The 16417-nt window shown below is 51.9% G+C and carries 15 protein-coding genes; 9 read left to right on the forward strand and 6 right to left on the reverse strand.

The genetic code is table 11. The features are described 5' to 3' along the window. Nucleotides 1-220: 220 nt before the first annotated feature. Nucleotides 221-2194, reverse strand: coding sequence for an SLC13 family permease (locus GTO91_RS12110; RefSeq protein ID WP_161258989.1), 1974 nt, complete (start codon nucleotides 2192-2194; stop codon nucleotides 221-223). Nucleotides 2195-2553: 359 nt separating this feature from the next. Between GTO91_RS12110 and GTO91_RS12115 the strand changes: the two genes are divergently transcribed. From GTO91_RS12115 to GTO91_RS12130, 4 genes are all read left to right on the forward strand, one after another. After that, nucleotides 2554-3132 carry a hypothetical protein gene (locus GTO91_RS12115; protein ID WP_161258990.1) on the forward strand — a complete coding sequence of 193 codons (579 nt, stop codon included), beginning with the start codon at nucleotides 2554-2556 and terminating at the stop codon, nucleotides 3130-3132. A 770-nt stretch (nucleotides 3133-3902) separates the two neighbouring features. Then, nucleotides 3903-4859 carry a TolB-like translocation protein gene (locus GTO91_RS12120; protein WP_161258991.1) on the forward strand — a complete coding sequence of 319 codons (957 nt, stop codon included), beginning with the start codon at nucleotides 3903-3905 and terminating at the stop codon, nucleotides 4857-4859. Nucleotides 4860-5386: 527 nt separating this feature from the next. Continuing rightward, the gene (locus GTO91_RS12125) at nucleotides 5387-7504 is read left to right on the forward strand and encodes a methyl-accepting chemotaxis protein (RefSeq protein ID WP_161258992.1); all 2118 of its coding nucleotides are present in this window, start codon (nucleotides 5387-5389) and stop codon (nucleotides 7502-7504) included. A 103-nt stretch (nucleotides 7505-7607) separates the two neighbouring features. Next, complete coding sequence (locus GTO91_RS12130; protein ID WP_207709021.1) at nucleotides 7608-8642, forward strand: alpha/beta hydrolase; 1035 nt, start codon at nucleotides 7608-7610, stop codon at nucleotides 8640-8642. 62 nt (nucleotides 8643-8704) lie between these two features. Here the strand turns inward: GTO91_RS12130 and GTO91_RS12135 are convergent, their stop codons facing one another. Beyond that, the gene (locus GTO91_RS12135) at nucleotides 8705-9502 is read right to left on the reverse strand and encodes a uracil-DNA glycosylase (protein ID WP_207709022.1); all 798 of its coding nucleotides are present in this window, start codon (nucleotides 9500-9502) and stop codon (nucleotides 8705-8707) included. Between the two features lie 222 nt (nucleotides 9503-9724). On the opposite strand from GTO91_RS12135, the gene GTO91_RS12140 reads away from it, so the two are divergent. Together GTO91_RS12140 and GTO91_RS12145 are read left to right on the forward strand one after the other, a co-directional pair. After that, entirely contained in the window at nucleotides 9725-10354 is a 630-nt protein-coding gene (locus GTO91_RS12140; RefSeq protein WP_161258993.1) for a 5-bromo-4-chloroindolyl phosphate hydrolysis family protein, read from the forward strand. Further along, on the forward strand, nucleotides 10351-11553 hold the full coding sequence (locus GTO91_RS12145) for a toxic anion resistance protein (RefSeq protein WP_161258994.1): 1203 nt from the start codon (nucleotides 10351-10353) through the stop codon (nucleotides 11551-11553). The genes GTO91_RS12140 and GTO91_RS12145 overlap by 4 nt, the downstream gene beginning before the upstream one ends. A 263-nt stretch (nucleotides 11554-11816) precedes the next feature. Here the strand turns inward: GTO91_RS12145 and GTO91_RS12150 are convergent, their stop codons facing one another. The 4 genes from GTO91_RS12150 to GTO91_RS12165 form a co-directional block, all read right to left on the reverse strand. Beyond that, entirely contained in the window at nucleotides 11817-12266 is a 450-nt protein-coding gene (locus GTO91_RS12150) for a hypothetical protein (RefSeq protein ID WP_161258995.1), read from the reverse strand. A 19-nt stretch (nucleotides 12267-12285) separates the two neighbouring features. Next, nucleotides 12286-12993, reverse strand: a complete 708-nt coding sequence (locus tag GTO91_RS12155) for a nitrite reductase (RefSeq protein ID WP_161258996.1) — start codon at nucleotides 12991-12993, stop codon at nucleotides 12286-12288. A gap of 368 nt (nucleotides 12994-13361) precedes the next feature. Then, nucleotides 13362-13814: a hypothetical protein gene (locus tag GTO91_RS12160; RefSeq protein ID WP_161258997.1), complete on the reverse strand. Its 453-nt coding sequence runs from the start codon at nucleotides 13812-13814 to the stop codon at nucleotides 13362-13364. Nucleotides 13815-13835: 21 nt separating this feature from the next. Next, complete coding sequence (locus tag GTO91_RS12165; RefSeq protein WP_161258998.1) at nucleotides 13836-14543, reverse strand: nitrite reductase; 708 nt, start codon at nucleotides 14541-14543, stop codon at nucleotides 13836-13838. 257 nt (nucleotides 14544-14800) lie between these two features. Between GTO91_RS12165 and mntA the strand changes: the two genes are divergently transcribed. Genes mntA through GTO91_RS18780 form a run of 3 tightly spaced genes read left to right on the forward strand, consistent with a single transcriptional unit; the run spans nucleotide 14801 to nucleotide 15917 of the window. Beyond that, complete coding sequence (mntA, locus tag GTO91_RS12170) at nucleotides 14801-15208, forward strand: type VII toxin-antitoxin system MntA family adenylyltransferase antitoxin (RefSeq protein ID WP_161258999.1); 408 nt, start codon at nucleotides 14801-14803, stop codon at nucleotides 15206-15208. A 13-nt stretch (nucleotides 15209-15221) separates the two neighbouring features. Continuing rightward, nucleotides 15222-15653, forward strand: a complete 432-nt coding sequence (gene hepT, locus GTO91_RS12175; protein WP_161259000.1) for a type VII toxin-antitoxin system HepT family RNase toxin — start codon at nucleotides 15222-15224, stop codon at nucleotides 15651-15653. Nucleotides 15654-15689: 36 nt separating this feature from the next. Continuing rightward, entirely contained in the window at nucleotides 15690-15917 is a 228-nt protein-coding gene (locus tag GTO91_RS18780) for a nucleotidyltransferase family protein (RefSeq protein WP_161259001.1), read from the forward strand. Nucleotides 15918-16417: the final 500 nt, after the last annotated feature.

The following is a 16417-nucleotide window of genomic DNA, read 5'->3' on the forward strand; positions in this document are numbered from 1 at the left end:
TCCTCATGAAATGAGTTCTCCTGCTCCTGATTCAAATTCTGCGTCCAATGAAGAAGCCGTCTCCTGCGTTTGTTTGAGGGAGACGGCTTCTTGCTATTCTTTTGCTATTTTTATGAAGCAACAGGCACACACAATACAACAGAGACAACACAATAGGGACTAAACAACAGACAATACAACAGGCACAACGAATGGAACGCATATGTAGCGGAACGGGAGTCTAATAGATCAATCCGGCCATCTCCCAAAACGGCACGGCGGCGCATACGGAAACCAGACAGATCAGACCGTAGAGAATCGCCAAGCGGCGTGTCTGATCATGGTTGAACAATTTTTCATCGGTGCCGTCCAGCATGGAAAAGTACATGGCGTTTTGGTTCGGCAACACCCATGTATTGCTGGACAGCAGCAGGATCAGACCGGCTGCAATGGGATCGATCTGCATCGCCTCACAGAGAGGCGTCACCGTCAACATGCCGACGAGCAAGGCCGGCGTGATGGGCAGCACGAACCGCAGCAGATAGATATAGACGGCAACGGCCAGCAAAAAGACCAACTGATTGCCCATGACCATTTGCAACATCGGTTGCAGCAGTTGAGACAGCGCATCGGTCAAACCGGTCTGTTTCATGGCGTTTCCGAACCCCAGCATCGATCCGAAGGTGATCAGAAAGCCCCAATCGATGCCGGAGCGGATCGTTTTGTCGTTCAACACAGCGCCGGCATAGAGGATGAGGAAACTAACGAGGGCGACCCAGGCGCTGTCAATATGATGCCAGGACTGAGTCAAAAAGCCGATGAGCGAGAAGGAGGTCGCCAGCAGGCACACCTTCTCCTCGCGCGTCAACGGGCCGAGGATGGTCAGTTGCGCGTCGATCATCTCCGGGTGGATCTGTAGCGGTTCCTTGTGGGGGAACAGGAGCAGAACCGCCAGTAAAGATAGGATGAAAAAAGGCAAAGCCAAGGGCACCGCATGGAGGAACCAAGTCTGATAGGGCATCGCTTGCGCCTCATGATGGGGGAGAAGCCCCAGGATCAGATAGCACACCGCCGCGCCATTTAGGAACAGGAAGGACATGTGGCCGAATCCGAGTAGGCAACTCATCGATAGACCAACGGAGGCGTTGCTGCGGGCGGGAAGCCGCAGCGTTTCTCCCAAGGCAATCAGCAGGGGCGTCATCAGGGCCACGCGTGCGTTCGATGATGGAATCACCGGCGTCAGCAGGGCGCCTGTGATCGCCCAAGCCAGGGTTTGCCCACCGTAGTTGGGCGGAAAGCGCTTCATCACCAGCAGCGCCAACCGGTACATCAGCCCGGTGCGCGATATCCCGGCGGTGAGGGCCGACACGCCGAGGATAAGAAACCACGATGAATGAGAAAAACCGGAAAAGGCGACAGCCGGCGTCGTCGCTTGCAGCAAGACGGCCGCCAGTGGCAGGCACAGGGCGATGGCGTGGGGAGAAAAGAGGTCGAAGGACCAAAAGAGGGCGGCGGCGGCGATGATCTGCAACATGGCGATATGAGCGGGCTGCATCCCTAGCGAATGGAGGAGGAAAGAAAGCAGCGTCACAGATAATGCAGTGAAGCCAAGGAGAGCCAGTGTTTTCGATTGTTTCAGTTTATGTATCCAGGCGCCGCCCCCGGATGGGGAAGGAAGCTCCAGCGTGGCGGAAGGCTGCCGTCTTTGCGTCAACGCTTCCTCAGAATATCCATTGCCGTCATAGACGGCATCGACGGCGATCTCTTCAGCGATCGTCTGCTGCAAGTCTCTGTCATGTCCGGAGTAACGGGCCAGGCGATTTGAAAGCAGCTTGGTAAAGTCGATGGCGAGACGGTGATGCTGTTGTAGCAGATCGTCGAAACGTTCCTTGGACAATCGCGCCAGCCGGCAAGGGGTGATGGTCTTCGCCGTGACGGTCCGGGGATCACCCGTTAACAAGGCCATCTCGCCGAAACAATCATGGGCGTCATACTGAGCCAGGACGCGAGGGGCATGTCCATCGACCGGTTCGCGATAGACGGTGACTGATCCCGATATGATCAGGTACAAGGAATCGCCCGGATCGCCTTCGTGAAAGACGACATGGCCCGCCGGGAACCGTACTTCTTCAAACTCAGGCAGCAATTTGGCCCGGTCGACCCGGTCCAGGCCGGAGAAGATGGGCATGTCCAATAAACGCAAATCGACATCCACGAGGGGGAGGACCTCCCTGTTATACCAGCGTAATCATGAGTTGATATCATATTACATGATTACGCTGGAAAAAGACACTTTTTGAATTATTGGCTGGTTTCGTATTTTGTTCCTTTTTAGATTTCAGACGAACTGTTGTTGAGTTGAACGGAAAATAACGCTGAGACAATAATAACGTTCAATGGCGAGAGGCTTAAGTTTTTAAGTCATTCACTTAATAAAAACGTTCCCAGGATAATACACACAAGTGATGCATTGTGCTAACAACGATACTAGAAATATGCTTGATCGAAGAAGGAATTACAGGGATTATTTGACGAACTATATGGAGAATTTTTCTACCAAGGAGTTGCTAAAAATTGTCGATTGATCTGATTTTGAAAGACAATAATATTTATCCTGACTTTTCTGAAATAAGCGATTTGTATCCAGAAAAGTGTTTTTACCTTGATTATGTGCCAAGGTTAATTAGAGGGGTTGACTCATATAATCAAGTTGAGCTTATTTATGCTGATAACAAAAGGGAATATAAGAATGAGATGTCGAAAATAAAAAAAATCATAAGGATATTGTGGGCTTATTATAATGTTAATGTAAGAACAACTTTGTTTGATCAGAATATCAACATTTATTCCGGCGTATTAACGAAAAAAAGATTTCAATTACTTAATAAAATAGTTGCCGAAAAAGATGCATACCGTTTATCAAAGGAATTAAAAAAGTTAGAAATTCTAATTGACTTAGGTTTGATGGATAATTTGTTTTCTGTTTTAGTGTTTAAAGATATTGACACAATGTTCTGGCTAAATGGGTTAATTGTGCCGTTATATATTGGTGATGAGAAAGCAATTGCTTTTTTGGAGAAAATTTGTACAACGGAAGGCATCTATCTTCGTCGTTTCGAAAAATATCAACAGGGTGTTACAGCTAAGTTATAACGTCCAGAAATAGACGATGTTAATTTCCGAAACTTGACGGATTTCTCTGTCAAGACAACACATACCCGATCGATGCTGCGACCCGCCGTCACCGCCTTTCAGAGAATCTCATACAGACTGGCGCCTGTCAAGGGCAAGGGCTGCGCCCCGCCTTCGGCGTCCCTTGACAGACGCCAGTCTGTCGGAAGAGGGCGGCACAAGGTCGTTAATCAGAGAAAGAAGTAGTCCTAAAATTGTCGAATGAATGATGAACTAGAAAAAATGAAATTTCGCCCAAAACATCAAAAGTCAGTTGGTTGACTTTAGGACGAGAGAAAAAATTCCAATCGATAAGGGTGATCTTGGCTCAAGCATTTGGTCTAGATGATGCAGTTGTTCGTTTTGATGGTGATACTGCTTTTGAGCTTGAATTGTAGTCGATCTGCGACGCCGGGGGGGAACCATCCCTTTAGGATTTCTCCCTCCGGAGAGGGATCATCAAGCGCACAGTGGAAAGGGGAATGGCGCCCATGCTGTTACCGACGCCTGTCTTGGAGTCCATGTCAATCAAGCGCGGCTTGCTGTTCATATGCCTGCTCCTGATCTCCCACACCACATCCGCCTGTTTGAGCCAAACGGCGCACCCCGGCGGAGTGCCAATAGAAGAGGCTTTTGCGCCAGAACAAGAGTTCGCTGCGCCAAAGCAAGAGCCAGTGGGACCAACACAAGCGCCTGCCGGGCCGAGCAAAAATACTGCCTTGAACCAAAATGAGCTATCGCAAGCATTCCCCATGAACCGCGCCATGGAGGTTTCTCTCCCACCAGCACTCATGGGGGTATTTCTCGTCGACTGGCTTGATGAGGGACGGCTGGTCGTCGGCCTCCAAGACAGCGAAGATGACCAGCTTACGGCCTCCCTCTACATCTATGACCTGCAACAGAAAAAACTGACCCTCTTCTATCAGGGAAAAGACGAAACGGGCTACGAAATGACCCTGAAGCACCTGAAGGACGACGCTTTCGCTTTCCTGGGCCGGGATAAAATCACGATCTTCGATAAAACAACACTCCAACCGCAGCGGGTGATCCGCTTGCCGCCTTCAACGAGGGGAAGTGACCTGTCGAGCGATGGGCAACGGCTTGTTTTTTGTGACGATAGAGGCTTGAATGTCGCTGACACCGATCTGTCCAACCGGAAGCTATTGGTGAAAAGAACCGGGCAGGACCTGCATGTCAAAGCCCCTTTTTCCCCGAAATGGTCGAATGACGACAGTCAGTTGCTCTACATCCTGTGCCTCTACGAAGGAACCGAGGGCCTTGGCGTCATCCAGCCTAATGGAACGGGCCACCAGTTCTTCCCTATCCCCGATGTGGGCTACACCCAATGGCTGAACGATAATCGGCAGATCCTCTGTGGGCAAAGCGACTACATACAGACCCTTTCCATGCTCATCGACACCGGGACGGGGACCATGACCAACCTGGATGATGAGCGCAATAAGTGCGGGATGATCATGGATCGCTCGAACGAGCGCATCGCCTATGCGCTGCGGGTCGAAGAGCAGGAACCGTACAGGCACGAAATGACCGTATATATCCGTGATCGGAAGTCTGGACAGGACCGGTTCGCCAGTTCGGTGCACTATCAAATCAGAAATATCTCTTGGGCCCCGTCCAGCCGACAAATCGCCTACTCGACCATCTCTGAAAAGGGGGAGAGCAAGCTCTGGGTTCAGCCCCTGGAATGAGCGGACAAAACTGCTGGCTCAGGAGAGGCTTTACGATAGCAAGGACTACCATTATTTGGACAATTCAAGAGTGGACCTAGGGAATGTAAAGTTCGGCCACATTAGGAGCACTAACTTGCTAAAAATATGGGAAAGTGTGTAAAATGGAACTTGAACGATGGAATGAACCGTCTTGAGGTGTGGAATTGGTATGGAACGTGAACGCTTCTCCGCGATGACTGATACCATCTTGAAGGAAAATCTAAGTTCTTATCGAATACAGGTTTTCTTTTTTGGTTCCTGGTCCCGATTCCAGGAACGTCCATCCTCTGACATCGATATCGCCATTCTTCAAGCAGAAAGCTGAAAATGCCTTGTCCGCAGCGGCATGCTGCACTGACCGGGGGGAAGATTCCCTCCGGTCTTTTTATCTTTCAAAATTGCCAAGACTATGAAGGAGTTTTTTTGCTAGTAGTGGAAACTTATCAACACACAATTTGTTACAACGAGTGATATTCGCGACCACAGAAAGGAACGGTGAGGCGCAGATGAACAGTTCATCGCTGTTACAGAAGACACTGGTCCTTGTCCTGTTGCCGACATTGCTCATTTTCATCAGTTTGATCGGCTTTGTCGCCTATCGGTCACAATCGGTTGCCCAGGCCAACGCGGAGCAGTTGGCAGAGCATCTCGGAAAAGAAGAAGCCAATATCATCAAAGCCGAAATGGAGCTTGCCCTTGATGCGGCGCGGACGATGGCCCATTCTTTTGAAGGGGTTGGCGAAAGCACGAAGCGCATCACCCGCCAGCAAGCGAATGATATCCTCTCTAGCGTGTTGAAACATAGCCCGAACTTTTTTGGCGTCTGGCTATGTTTTGAACCGGATGCTTTTGATCAGCAGGACCATCTCTTTCGCAATCAGCCAGGCCATGACGCGACGGGGCGCTTCATCCCCTACTGGTATCGCTCCGGAGGCAGCGTAAAGATGGAGATGCTTGTTGACTACGATAAACCGGGCGCTGGCGATTACTACTTATTGGCGAAAAATAGCGGGGAAGAGACGGTGTTGGAACCCTATCCGTATACGGTCGATGGGAAGGACTATCTGATGACCTCGGCTGTCGTTCCGATCAAGGTGGGCGGAAAGGTAGTTGGGACCGCCGGTGTCGACTTCTTATTGGCGTCCTTGCAAAGCCTCGTTAAAGACATTCAAGTCCCCGGTGGCGGCCATGTGATGACCTTGTCCAACAAGGGGAGTTTTATCACTCATCCAGATGAGACATGGCTGGGGAAAAATATTCGCGATATGGATGATTCAAAAGACGTAGATGCGATTGTGCAGGCCATTCAATCGGGAAAAGAACACAAGGCGATCAGCGAATTTCCAGATCAAAAGGGGGAGATCTTCAAGGTCTTCGTCCCGATTAAAATGGGCAGCACCCAGACGCCCTGGTCTTTTGCGCTGGCCTTCCCGATGGAAGCGATTATGGCCGAATCCCGTTCTGCTGCGATGACGGTGCTTGTTCTAAGCGCCGTAGGGATTCTATTGATTGTCGGCGCTGTGTACGTGGCGATTCGTTCGATCATCAAACCCATTGAAAGTTGCGTGGCTTTCAATGAAGCGGTTGCGGAAGGGGATTTCTCTTCCGATGTGCCGGAAGCGTTCACTAGGCGGAAGGATGAACTCGGAAAACTGGCTCGTGCCAATCAAAAGGGAGTCGAGAATGTTCGAGCGGTGCTCCAGCAGATCAGCATGACATCTCATACACTGTCCGAATCGTCGCGCCAACTCTCGGCGCTGGCCGAGAATTACTCTGCCATGACGGAAGAGATCATCGCTTCGACCGGCGAGGTTGCCTCATCCATGGAAGCCATGTCGGCCACGACAGAGGAAGTGGCGGCTTCCAGTGTGGAAACGCAAGGGATTATGCAGAAGATGAGCCAACTTGCCAGAGAGGTGCAGGGGAAGTCCATGGCGGTCGACCAAAAGGCGCAGGAGATCGGACAGAATGTGAAGCAAGCCCATCGCAAAGCTCAGGATACCTTTGCTGCGCTCAAGCAGAAATTGGAACAGTCGCTCCATGAAGCCCGTGTGATCACCCAGATATCGGGCTTGGCCGATTCCATATCGAACATTGCAGAGCAAACCAACCTGCTCTCGCTGAATGCGGCCATTGAAGCGGCTCGTGCCGGCGAACAGGGCAGAGGCTTTGCTGTTGTCGCAGAAGAGGTGCGCAAGCTGGCGACAGCGTCTTCGACGGCTGTCGGCGGTATCCAGCAGTTGACCCATCAGGTGCTGCTCGCGATAGAAGAGTTGATCGCCAATGCGAACCAGTTGCTGCAGTTTGTGAACAGCGATGTCAATGTGGACTATGAAAAGTTCCTGAATATCAGCCTCCAGTATCAACAAGATGCGCAGGAATTCTTCCAGGTAGTCCAGGCGATCGCCGATGGTTCTCATAAGGCGCACCAAGCGGTGGAAGAGGTTGCGACCGCCATAGAATCGGTGGCGGCTTCCGTTGAAGAAAGCACAGCCAGCACAATGGAAATTGCGCAGGGTTCGGAGCAATCAAAAGATTCGTTGCAAGATGTGGTCCTTGCGGTGGAGCGGTTGAGTCAAGAAGCGGAACAGTTGACGATGCTGATGGGGAAATACAAGTTGTAAAAAGGGGCGAATCAATTTTCATTTCCTTTTCAGAAATACATGTTACAAAAAAGATGCCGATAAAAAACAGAATTTGCGGCAGAGATTGGAGTGGAGGCGCCTGATGAAAAAAGGAACAGTGAAGGCCGTCGCCTTGTTGGCGACGGCGATTTTGAGCGCCAGCGTGATCGCTGGATGTGGACTATCATCGAAAACGCCGGAAACCATAGCGAGCGAAAGCAGCAAAGTCGCACCGGGCAAAGAAAAGGGCAATATGCCAGCCCCGCCTACAGGTGGGGAAATGGAAAAAGCGAATACAGCCCATATCAAACAGAAGTGGCTCGATGTGCCCTATGCGAACCTGTCGGATGCCCAAAAGCTGGATATCTACCTGCCCAATGAGGGGAAGGGACCCTTTCCCGTCATTCTTTCGATTCATGGCGGCGGATTCATGTTTGGCGATAAGGCCGATGGACAGCTTACGCCTATGTTGGAAGGGCTCAATCGAGGCTATGCAGTCGTCGGTGTAAACTATCGTTTGAGTGGAGAAGCCCAATTTCCAAAACAGATCAATGACATCAAAGCGGCGATTCGCTGGATTCGCGCAAATGCCGAGCGGTATCAACTGAATCCCGACAAGATCGCTGTCTGGGGAGGGTCGGCTGGCGGCAACCTCTCTGCCTTGGCGGGCACCTCTGCCCACGTCAAAGACCTGGAAGACCTTACTTTAGGCAATCCGGAACAGTCGAGCCAGGTGAAGGCAGTTGTCGATTGGTTTGGGCCGGTCGATTTTCTCAAGATGGATGATCAATTCCGTGTTAGCGGGAAGGGAACGCCCAACCACAACAACGCCGATTCCTTTGAGTCCAAGCTGATCGGGAAGCAGATCACGGAAGCGCCCGAGTTGGTGAAGGCGGCCAACCCCGAGACATACATCACACCGGATGATCCGCCCTTTTTCATCCAACATGGCACAGAAGACAAACTGGTGCCAACGGAACAGTCGGTGAACTTTGCGAAACGCCTAGAGAACGTGTTGGGCAAAGAAAAGGTTGTCTTGGAATTGCTCCAGGGAGCCGGACATGGCGATCCCCAGTTTTCGAAGGATGAAAATGTGAAAAAGGTTCTCGATTTCCTTGACGCACAGTTGAAGGGCTAAAATTAGGAAGCAAAACCATTCAAAAAGAGCGCCGCCAAAAAGAGTCAACCCGCCCCTTAGCGTCAGCAGGGAGGCGGGTTGTTTTCTGTCAAAATCCCCCGCATCCCTCTCCGAAACCCCGGCGTCCCCCCATTCGACGGATGCGGCACATGGCGGTGAGCGACCCCCATCTTCGCCAGCGTCTCGGCCGCATGCCCGCCGATGGCGACCACGAGCAGACCCTCCGCCCCGGACGCTACACTCAGCAGTTTCCCAAAAAAGGCTGCTCCCACCGCCAGCTCCTCCTTCGCCGGCGTGCGGTTGCTGAGCAGTCCCTTTTTTGCGTCATAAGGGTGGAAGGGGAAGATGTTCCATAGGATCACGTCAAAAGGGGAGAGACCGTTATGGAAGATCTCCTTCCATACCACCGTCGCCGTGGGTTCGGCAAAGCCCGATGCGCGTTGGGCCGGTTTCAGGTGGGGGGAGGCGGGGTTGCTTGTCCGTCCAGCCATGTGATCGCCGAGGATCACTGCCGGAGATACGTCGGGGTGTTTGCCCATCAGCATCCGCTCCGATGTGAGGGCCACGCCAGAGAAACGGCCGCCCTGGTAGCCCACCGCTTCGGCGACAAAGAGATACTTCGCCTCTTTGCGGAGCCGGAGGTATTGTTTCAGATGGGCCCTGCGGATCTCCGGCGCGTCGGGGCTGATATCGGTATCGAAATGATAGTCCCGCCAGGGATTGAAGGCTTGGGGAGACGCGAAGGCGGCCAGTTCGCCGACAAAATCCTCGATTGTATGGTCATGTCGACGGTCATTTCCATGTGTATGTAGGCGGTCATGTAGACGATCATTCGCTGGGCGATGATTGATATTAGCCATTGGGAAACCTCCTTTTGTGACGATTATAGCGGTCGCTGTGACCGCTTCCAATGGCAAGTTATGGCGAAAAAACAGGGGTTGTACCCGGCCGGTGAGGCCGCCGTGTACAACCCCTGTTGTGTCAATCGGTTTTTTGTGAATGAAAGACGCGCGGTTTCTGATACGATATAATAGATGTAGTCGAAGAAACCAACGACTCAGCCAGTCTTCGGAGGTGAGTTCGTGAAAGAAATTTTGATTTCTGGGTTGCGCATCTTCCTATCGAGTTCGATCGCGGTCACGACCTTTCTGGCGACCTATTTGCTCGGCGGATTTGAATTCGTACCAGCCCTGGCCCTCGGCGGTGTAGCCTATTTCGTGACTTCCAAAGGAATTCAGCGCCGTTTCGCCTTGCCGCCCGGCCAGCATGCACTGACTGATGGCGCCGATCCTCATTACCTGGAGAAAATCCATAAGGAAGCCCGTCGCAAATGGAAAGTCATCGGGCGCTATCGCTTCAAAGTCCGTTCCCTCTCCATCTGGCTCAAAGTGACCCGCCTCTATAAAATCGCCGAACAGATCCTCGACATCACGGGGAAAGACCTCAGACAGATCAACAAAGCGCAGGCTTTTTTCAACCATTATCTCGACGCCACCGTCACCATCCTGGAAAAATATTCGCTCCTGTCCAGCCAACCGATTTCCAATGATGAGATTCGCGACGCCCTGGAAAAAACTCATACGGGATTGCAAGACCTCGTTCACGGCTATGAAGAACAGTTGAACAATCTCCTGGCCAAAGATTTGTTGGAACTTGATGTGGAAGTCAACGTGTTGAAGCAGACCCTTGACTCGAAAGGAGAGAAAAAATGACCAGACCGAATCCGGCGGATCCTTTTGACATTCCCGGCCCGTTCGACCGCATCCAGGTGCCCGTAACGCCTGCCCCGCTGGTGTCGCCCCAGTCGACCCCCGCGCCGTCCTTAGCGGCAACCCCGCCCGAACCGGCGGTGACCCTCGCCGCCTTACCTGCCGATCAGCAGCAAAAGGCGCTGGCCCTGGCCAAGCAAATCGATGAGAAAAACCCGCAAACCCTGCTGCAATACGGCTTGCCCGTTCAGTCGGAGCTTTCCCGTTTTGCCGATAGCATCCTCGATCATGTACGGGCAAAGGATTCCGGTCCCGTCGGGGAGGTTCTCGGCAATTTGATGCTGAAACTCAAAGAAGCCAATCCCGATGACCTGATGGAATCGAAAGGCGGCTTCTTCAATAAGTTCTTCGGTTCGGCCAAGCGTTCCGCCGAAAAGGTCCTGGCCCGCTACCAGACCTTGGGCGGCGAGATCGACCAGATCAGCCTCCAATTGGATAAAGCACGCCTCCAGCTCCTGCGCGATGTCACCTTGCTCGAAACCTTGTTCCACAAAAACCGGGAGTACTTCAACGAGTTGAACGTCTACATCGCTGCCGCCCAGCACAAGCTGGAGGAGCTGCGCACCCGGACCATCCCCCAACTGCAGCAACGGGCCGCCGCCACCAACGACACAGCCGTCGTGCAGGAGTTGAACGATCACCTCCAATTTGTCGACCGGCTGGAAAAGAAGGTCCACGACCTGTTGATCAGCCGCACCGTCACATTGCAGACTGCGCCACAGATCCGCCTGATTCAGAACAACGACCACGTGCTGGTGGAAAAAATCCAATCGTCCATCTTGACGACGATCCCGCTCTGGAAAAACCAGATTGTGCTCACCTTGACGCTGCAACGCCAGCAGACCGCCCTGGCCATGCAGCGGCAGGTCACGGATACCACCAATGAACTGCTCCTGCGCAACTCGGAGATGCTCAAGACCAATACCATCGGCGTCGCCCGGGAAAATGAACGGGCCATCGTCGATATGGCAACGTTGAAAAAGACCCAGGAAAACCTGATGGATACGCTGGAAGAGACCTTGAAAATCCAGCAGGAGGGCCGCGTCAAGCGCCGGGAAGCCGAGGCGGAACTGGCCCGATTGGAGCAGGATTTGAAAAACCGCATGGCCGCCATGGTCACCGGGGCGAGTCGTTCGATGTGAGAGTTGCCTTGGAATGAGCGGCCTTTCCCGTTGGTCCGAGAGTAGAGTTCTGTTATACCGATAAAAGGGGATGACCCTCCGCACATTGTGCAGAGGGCCATCCCCTTGATATTTATTCATCATCTTCATGTGAAGGACGCTGTCTCTTAAAAGATACTATCCTGGTAGAAGGACTCTATCTCTAAAACACTGCGAAGTCATGCAGTAACATTATTTTCTCTTTCCTATTAGTACGCTTACATACCCTTGATTTTTCGGAATTGTTACTTTTGGACCGCTTTTAACTCGACAAAGGCGGCTTTCAGCTGCTTGCCGATCCGTTCGCTTGACTTGTGGGCATCCATGAAGTACATCGTGGTGCTCCCCCGGTAAGGGAAAGTGTCGCCGAACAGGGCGTATTCTAGGCAGGTGCGCACGATGTTGACGGAGCAGTCCTCTTCATGATTGTCCCGGCAGTCCTTGCATTCCAGGAGAACCATGGCGAGCGCTTCGAGCATGTCGTCCTCTGAATAGGTCTTTAGATCTTTGCTGGGGATCATCGAACTGCCCTGGGGGATGCTGGTGACCTTTTTGGTCACCACATAGTTGGCCACTTTTCTAGAAAAAAAGACAAGGCATTTGTTTTTTTCACAGGTGCCGCAAGACTCTCCGTGCAGACAAAGGGCATCCAGTTTTTTCTGGAGCGCCTCAAAGTTGATCTCCCGTTCCGTCACTTGTCTTCACGCTCCGCTCTTAGTCGTTGAGAAAATCGAGGAAATCGTTTACTGCCTCTTCCGCTTGCGGCAGTTTGTCTGCCGGGAGGACAAAGGGATCCAGTCCGACACGCTTCATGGTAAGGCAGAGGCGCTCTTTTGTTTCGGCCAATTGCCGGTATGTATGCAAAACATGATCCAGCACGGTGAAGACGGCCTCCCGGGAGATTTTTTGGTAGGCCCGCTGGGCATGGACGGGGTTGCGGCTTCCACCGCGGCCGCCGATATAGATGTCAAACTCGTTCTGGCCGACAGCCGTGACGCCGAAGTCGGCGCAGTGGGGATCGGTGCATCCCCGGTGGCAGCCGGCGACGCTGATTTTGAAATCGTGAGGTGTCGGCTGGTTGCTGTATTTGCCTTGAATCTCCACAGCCAGTTCGAAGACGTCGCTAAGGCTGCGGTGACAGAGGGCATGACTGCCGGGGCATCCTTTGACGTTGCGGACGATGTCGCCGAAGCAACCCAACTCCAATCCGAGGGCATGCAGCCCTGTGGTGAAGCGTTCGAGGTTCTCTTCAGGGAGCAGGACCAGTAAGGTCTGCCGGGTCGTCAGCTTGCTGCCGATGGCGCCCACTTCCGGCAACAGCTTGCCGAGCCCCAACAACTGTTCCGGTGTGATAAAACCGCAGGGGGTGATGATGCCGACACCGAGAACACCGTTGCGCTGTTTGAAAATGGCTTTTCCCAATAGGATCACCCTTTCTAAAGTTGGGGTTCCGGTTGTAAGAAAATAAAGGCTGTTTTAGTTTTTCATTACTTTGTACATTTTATCGCTTGTTTATATCAGGTGGCAAGGTATATATTTTTTGTTGTTTAAGATTTATTCAACCCTAGGCAATGCTGAACAAACACGGTTAAAAATGGTACATACAAGATAGAAAAGTGGAAATTTTGATGTTCATCTTCTTGAACAAAGATAAAAAACCGGGTATTTTTTAAGGAATTAAAAAAGAGAATCCCTGTCTTCGTTTTCGCAGGGAATCTCTTCGAAGGTACTAGCGTTCCTGTGAACTGAACTTTTGTTTGCAAGGCTTCCGGGTATATGGGCAAGCCTTTTTATTGTTTATGTACACCCTTCATTTGAATAAATGTCTCCTTCAACTGCTTCCCGATCCGCTCACTCGACTTGTGGGCGTCCAGGAAGTACATGGTCGTGCTGCCGCGATAGGGGAGCTTGTCGCCGAAGAGGGCGTATTCTAAGCAGGTGCGGACAATGTTGACGGAGCAGTCCTCCTCATGGTTGTCCCGGCAGTCCTTGCACTGCAGGAGGACAAGCGCCAAGGCCTCGATAATTTCTTTTTCAGAATAGATCTTCAGGTCCTGGTTCGGGATCATGGAGCAGCCCTGGGGGATGTTGGTGACCTTTTTCGCCAGCGCGTAGTTGGCCACTTTCCGCGAAAAGAAGACGAGGCATTTGTTTTTTTCGCAGGTCCTGCAGGCCTCTCCATGCAGGCAGAGGGAGTCGAGCTTTTTCGAGATCTCCTCAAAACGGATCTCGTTTTCCGTCATACCGCCTTCACGCTCCTCTCCTTATTCGGCGAGAAAATCGAGAAAATCGTTCTCTTCCGCTTCTGCCTTCGGCAGTTTGTCTTTGGGGAGGACGAAGGGGTCGATGCCGACGCGCCGGATGGTCAGACAGAGGCGCTCCCGCTCTTCCGCCAATTGCCGGTATGCGGTCAAGACATGATCCAGCGCAGTAAAGACGGCTTCCCGGGAAATCCGCTGGTAGACCCGCTGGCCATGGACGGGGTTGCGGCTGCCGCCCCGGCCACCGAGATAGATGTCGAACTCGTTCTGGCCGGCGGCAGTGACGCCGAAATCGGCGCAATGGGGGTCTGTGCAACCGCGGTGACAGCCGGCCACGCTGATTTTGAAATCATGGGGTGTGGGCTGGTTGCTGTACTTGTTCTGAATCTCTACGGCCAGCTCGAAGACGTCGCTGAGGCTGCGTTGACAGAGGGACTTGTTGCCGGGACAGCCTTTGACGTTGCGGACGATGTCGCCGAAGCAGCCCACATCCAATCCGAGCTCGCGCAGCTTCGTCGTAAACCGGTCCAGGTTCTCCTCCGGGAGCAGCACCACCAGGGTCTGCCGGGTTGTCAGTTTGCTGCCGACGGCGCCCACCTCCGGCAGAAGCTTGCCCAGGCCCAGCAACTGCTCTGGTGTGATAAACCCGCAGGGGGTGATGACGCCGACACCGAGAACGCCGTTGCGCTGCTTGAAAATGGCTTTTCCCATGCACAGATCATCCTTTCAGAAAAATGGATTCCCTGTTGGAACGCACAAGAGGCCGGAATAATCTGATTTTTCTTATGTTCCTTATTTTATCTCCCGGAAACGCGCGAAAGCAAGCAATATATTCTTAAAAAGTAATTTACAAGAAGAAGCGAATTTCATCTCTAGAAGCAAGGCTCGACTTGCTAATTTATGGCAAACATTGTAAGATGGAATATAAAGAAAGTTGTAACCGGCTTTATAGGTGTGGTGAGTATCTGATGGATGAAGGCATTCAAATCAAACTAAAGGAACGGCTCGGCGCACTCCCGGCGGTGAGTGTCGCCTATCTGTTCGGTTCTGTGGCCAAGGGTTGCGAACGACCTGGGAGCGATATCGACATCGCCATTCTGTTTCAACAGGGCCTTTCCAAATGGGAGAGATTCCAATTGCGGTTGGAGATTGCAGGTCTATTGGAAGATATTGCGGGAAGGCAGGTCGATGTGGTGGATCTCGAGGAAGCAACCTTGCTGCTCCAGCACCAGGTCCGCCGGCACGGCATTGTCATGGTAGAAAGAGAGCGGCAGCGCCGGGTCGATTTTGAAGTGCGTTCTCGCCGTGAGTTTTTTGATTTTCTGCCATACTTGGAGTATCGCAATAATGTGCTGATCGGTAAGCGGAATCGGTAGAGGGGGGAAGGCCGTGGTTGATCAATCTCTATTGAAACAAAAACTGGCATTGCTGAATGAATATATTCATGACTTGCGGGATGTGCGCGATAATCCGCCCATTAGCCTATCTGCTGTTGTGAATGACAAAAAAACTCGTCGCTTTGTTGAGCGAACACTGCATCTGGCGATTGAATGCAGCTTGGATATTGGCAATCATATTATCGCTGATGAGAAATACCGCGAGCCGAGAAGCAACAGGGATATTTTTGCCGTGCTTGTCGAAAATGGGGTGATTTCGGAGGCTCTTCTGGGGGATCTTCAAAAAATGGCGCAGTTTAGAAATCTATTGGTTCATGACTACGCGCGAATCGATCCCGACATTATCTACAAAATTCTTTATAACGGACTAAAAGATGTTGAAACATACGTAATGGAGATAAAAGATCGGTTTGTTCCGGACTAACACAACGCTACCCGTCAGCCTGAGAGGTGGTATATTTTGGGGGAGCGGGAACGATTCTCTGCGATTATCGATACGATCCTAAAGGAAAACCTCGGCGCGTACCGAGTGAAGGTGTTCTTTTTCGGTTCCTGGTCCCGATTCGAGGAACGTCCATCCTCTGACATTGATATTGCGATCCAGGCAGCGGAGCCGCTCCCTCCGGGAGCCTTGGCCCGGTTACGCGCTGCTTTTGAAGATTCCCCGTTGCCCTTGCCGCCTTGTTAAGACACTGGGTGAACATGATAAAAGATGCGGTGAATGCCGTTGAGGAATAATTAAGGTTTATCGGCTGTTTCCTAACCGGTTTTGAAAAAGCGACTCTGATTTCCGTCAAGCTATCAATTACGATTTTTTCGGTCTTTCGCTCCCCCTTTCCCCATAAATTGTATTAATCACATCGTTCTAGGGGGCGGAACCATTGGCATATAAGGTTACTTGTCCAAGTTGCGGGAGCAGGACCTATCGAAGCCGGGGCGATTATTGTCAATGCTCTCAGTGCAATATCGTCGGTTGGGAATGGAATCGCCCGCCCGATGGTGAAAAAGATGAGCAGGGATTGAAATGCCCTGATTGCGGATATGACGGTTTCCATCGTGTTGTGACCGTAGGCTTCCGATTCAGTGTCTATCGTTGCTCCGCCTGTCTGTACACGTTGATGAAACCGGGCGAATGAGAAATGAAAAAGCGACATGGTAGAGCCGACCGGTTGTGGTTGGCTCTTGTCA

Source organism: Heliomicrobium undosum, from assembly GCF_009877425.1.
Classification (GTDB): domain Bacteria; phylum Bacillota; class Desulfitobacteriia; order Heliobacteriales; family Heliobacteriaceae; genus Heliomicrobium; species Heliomicrobium undosum.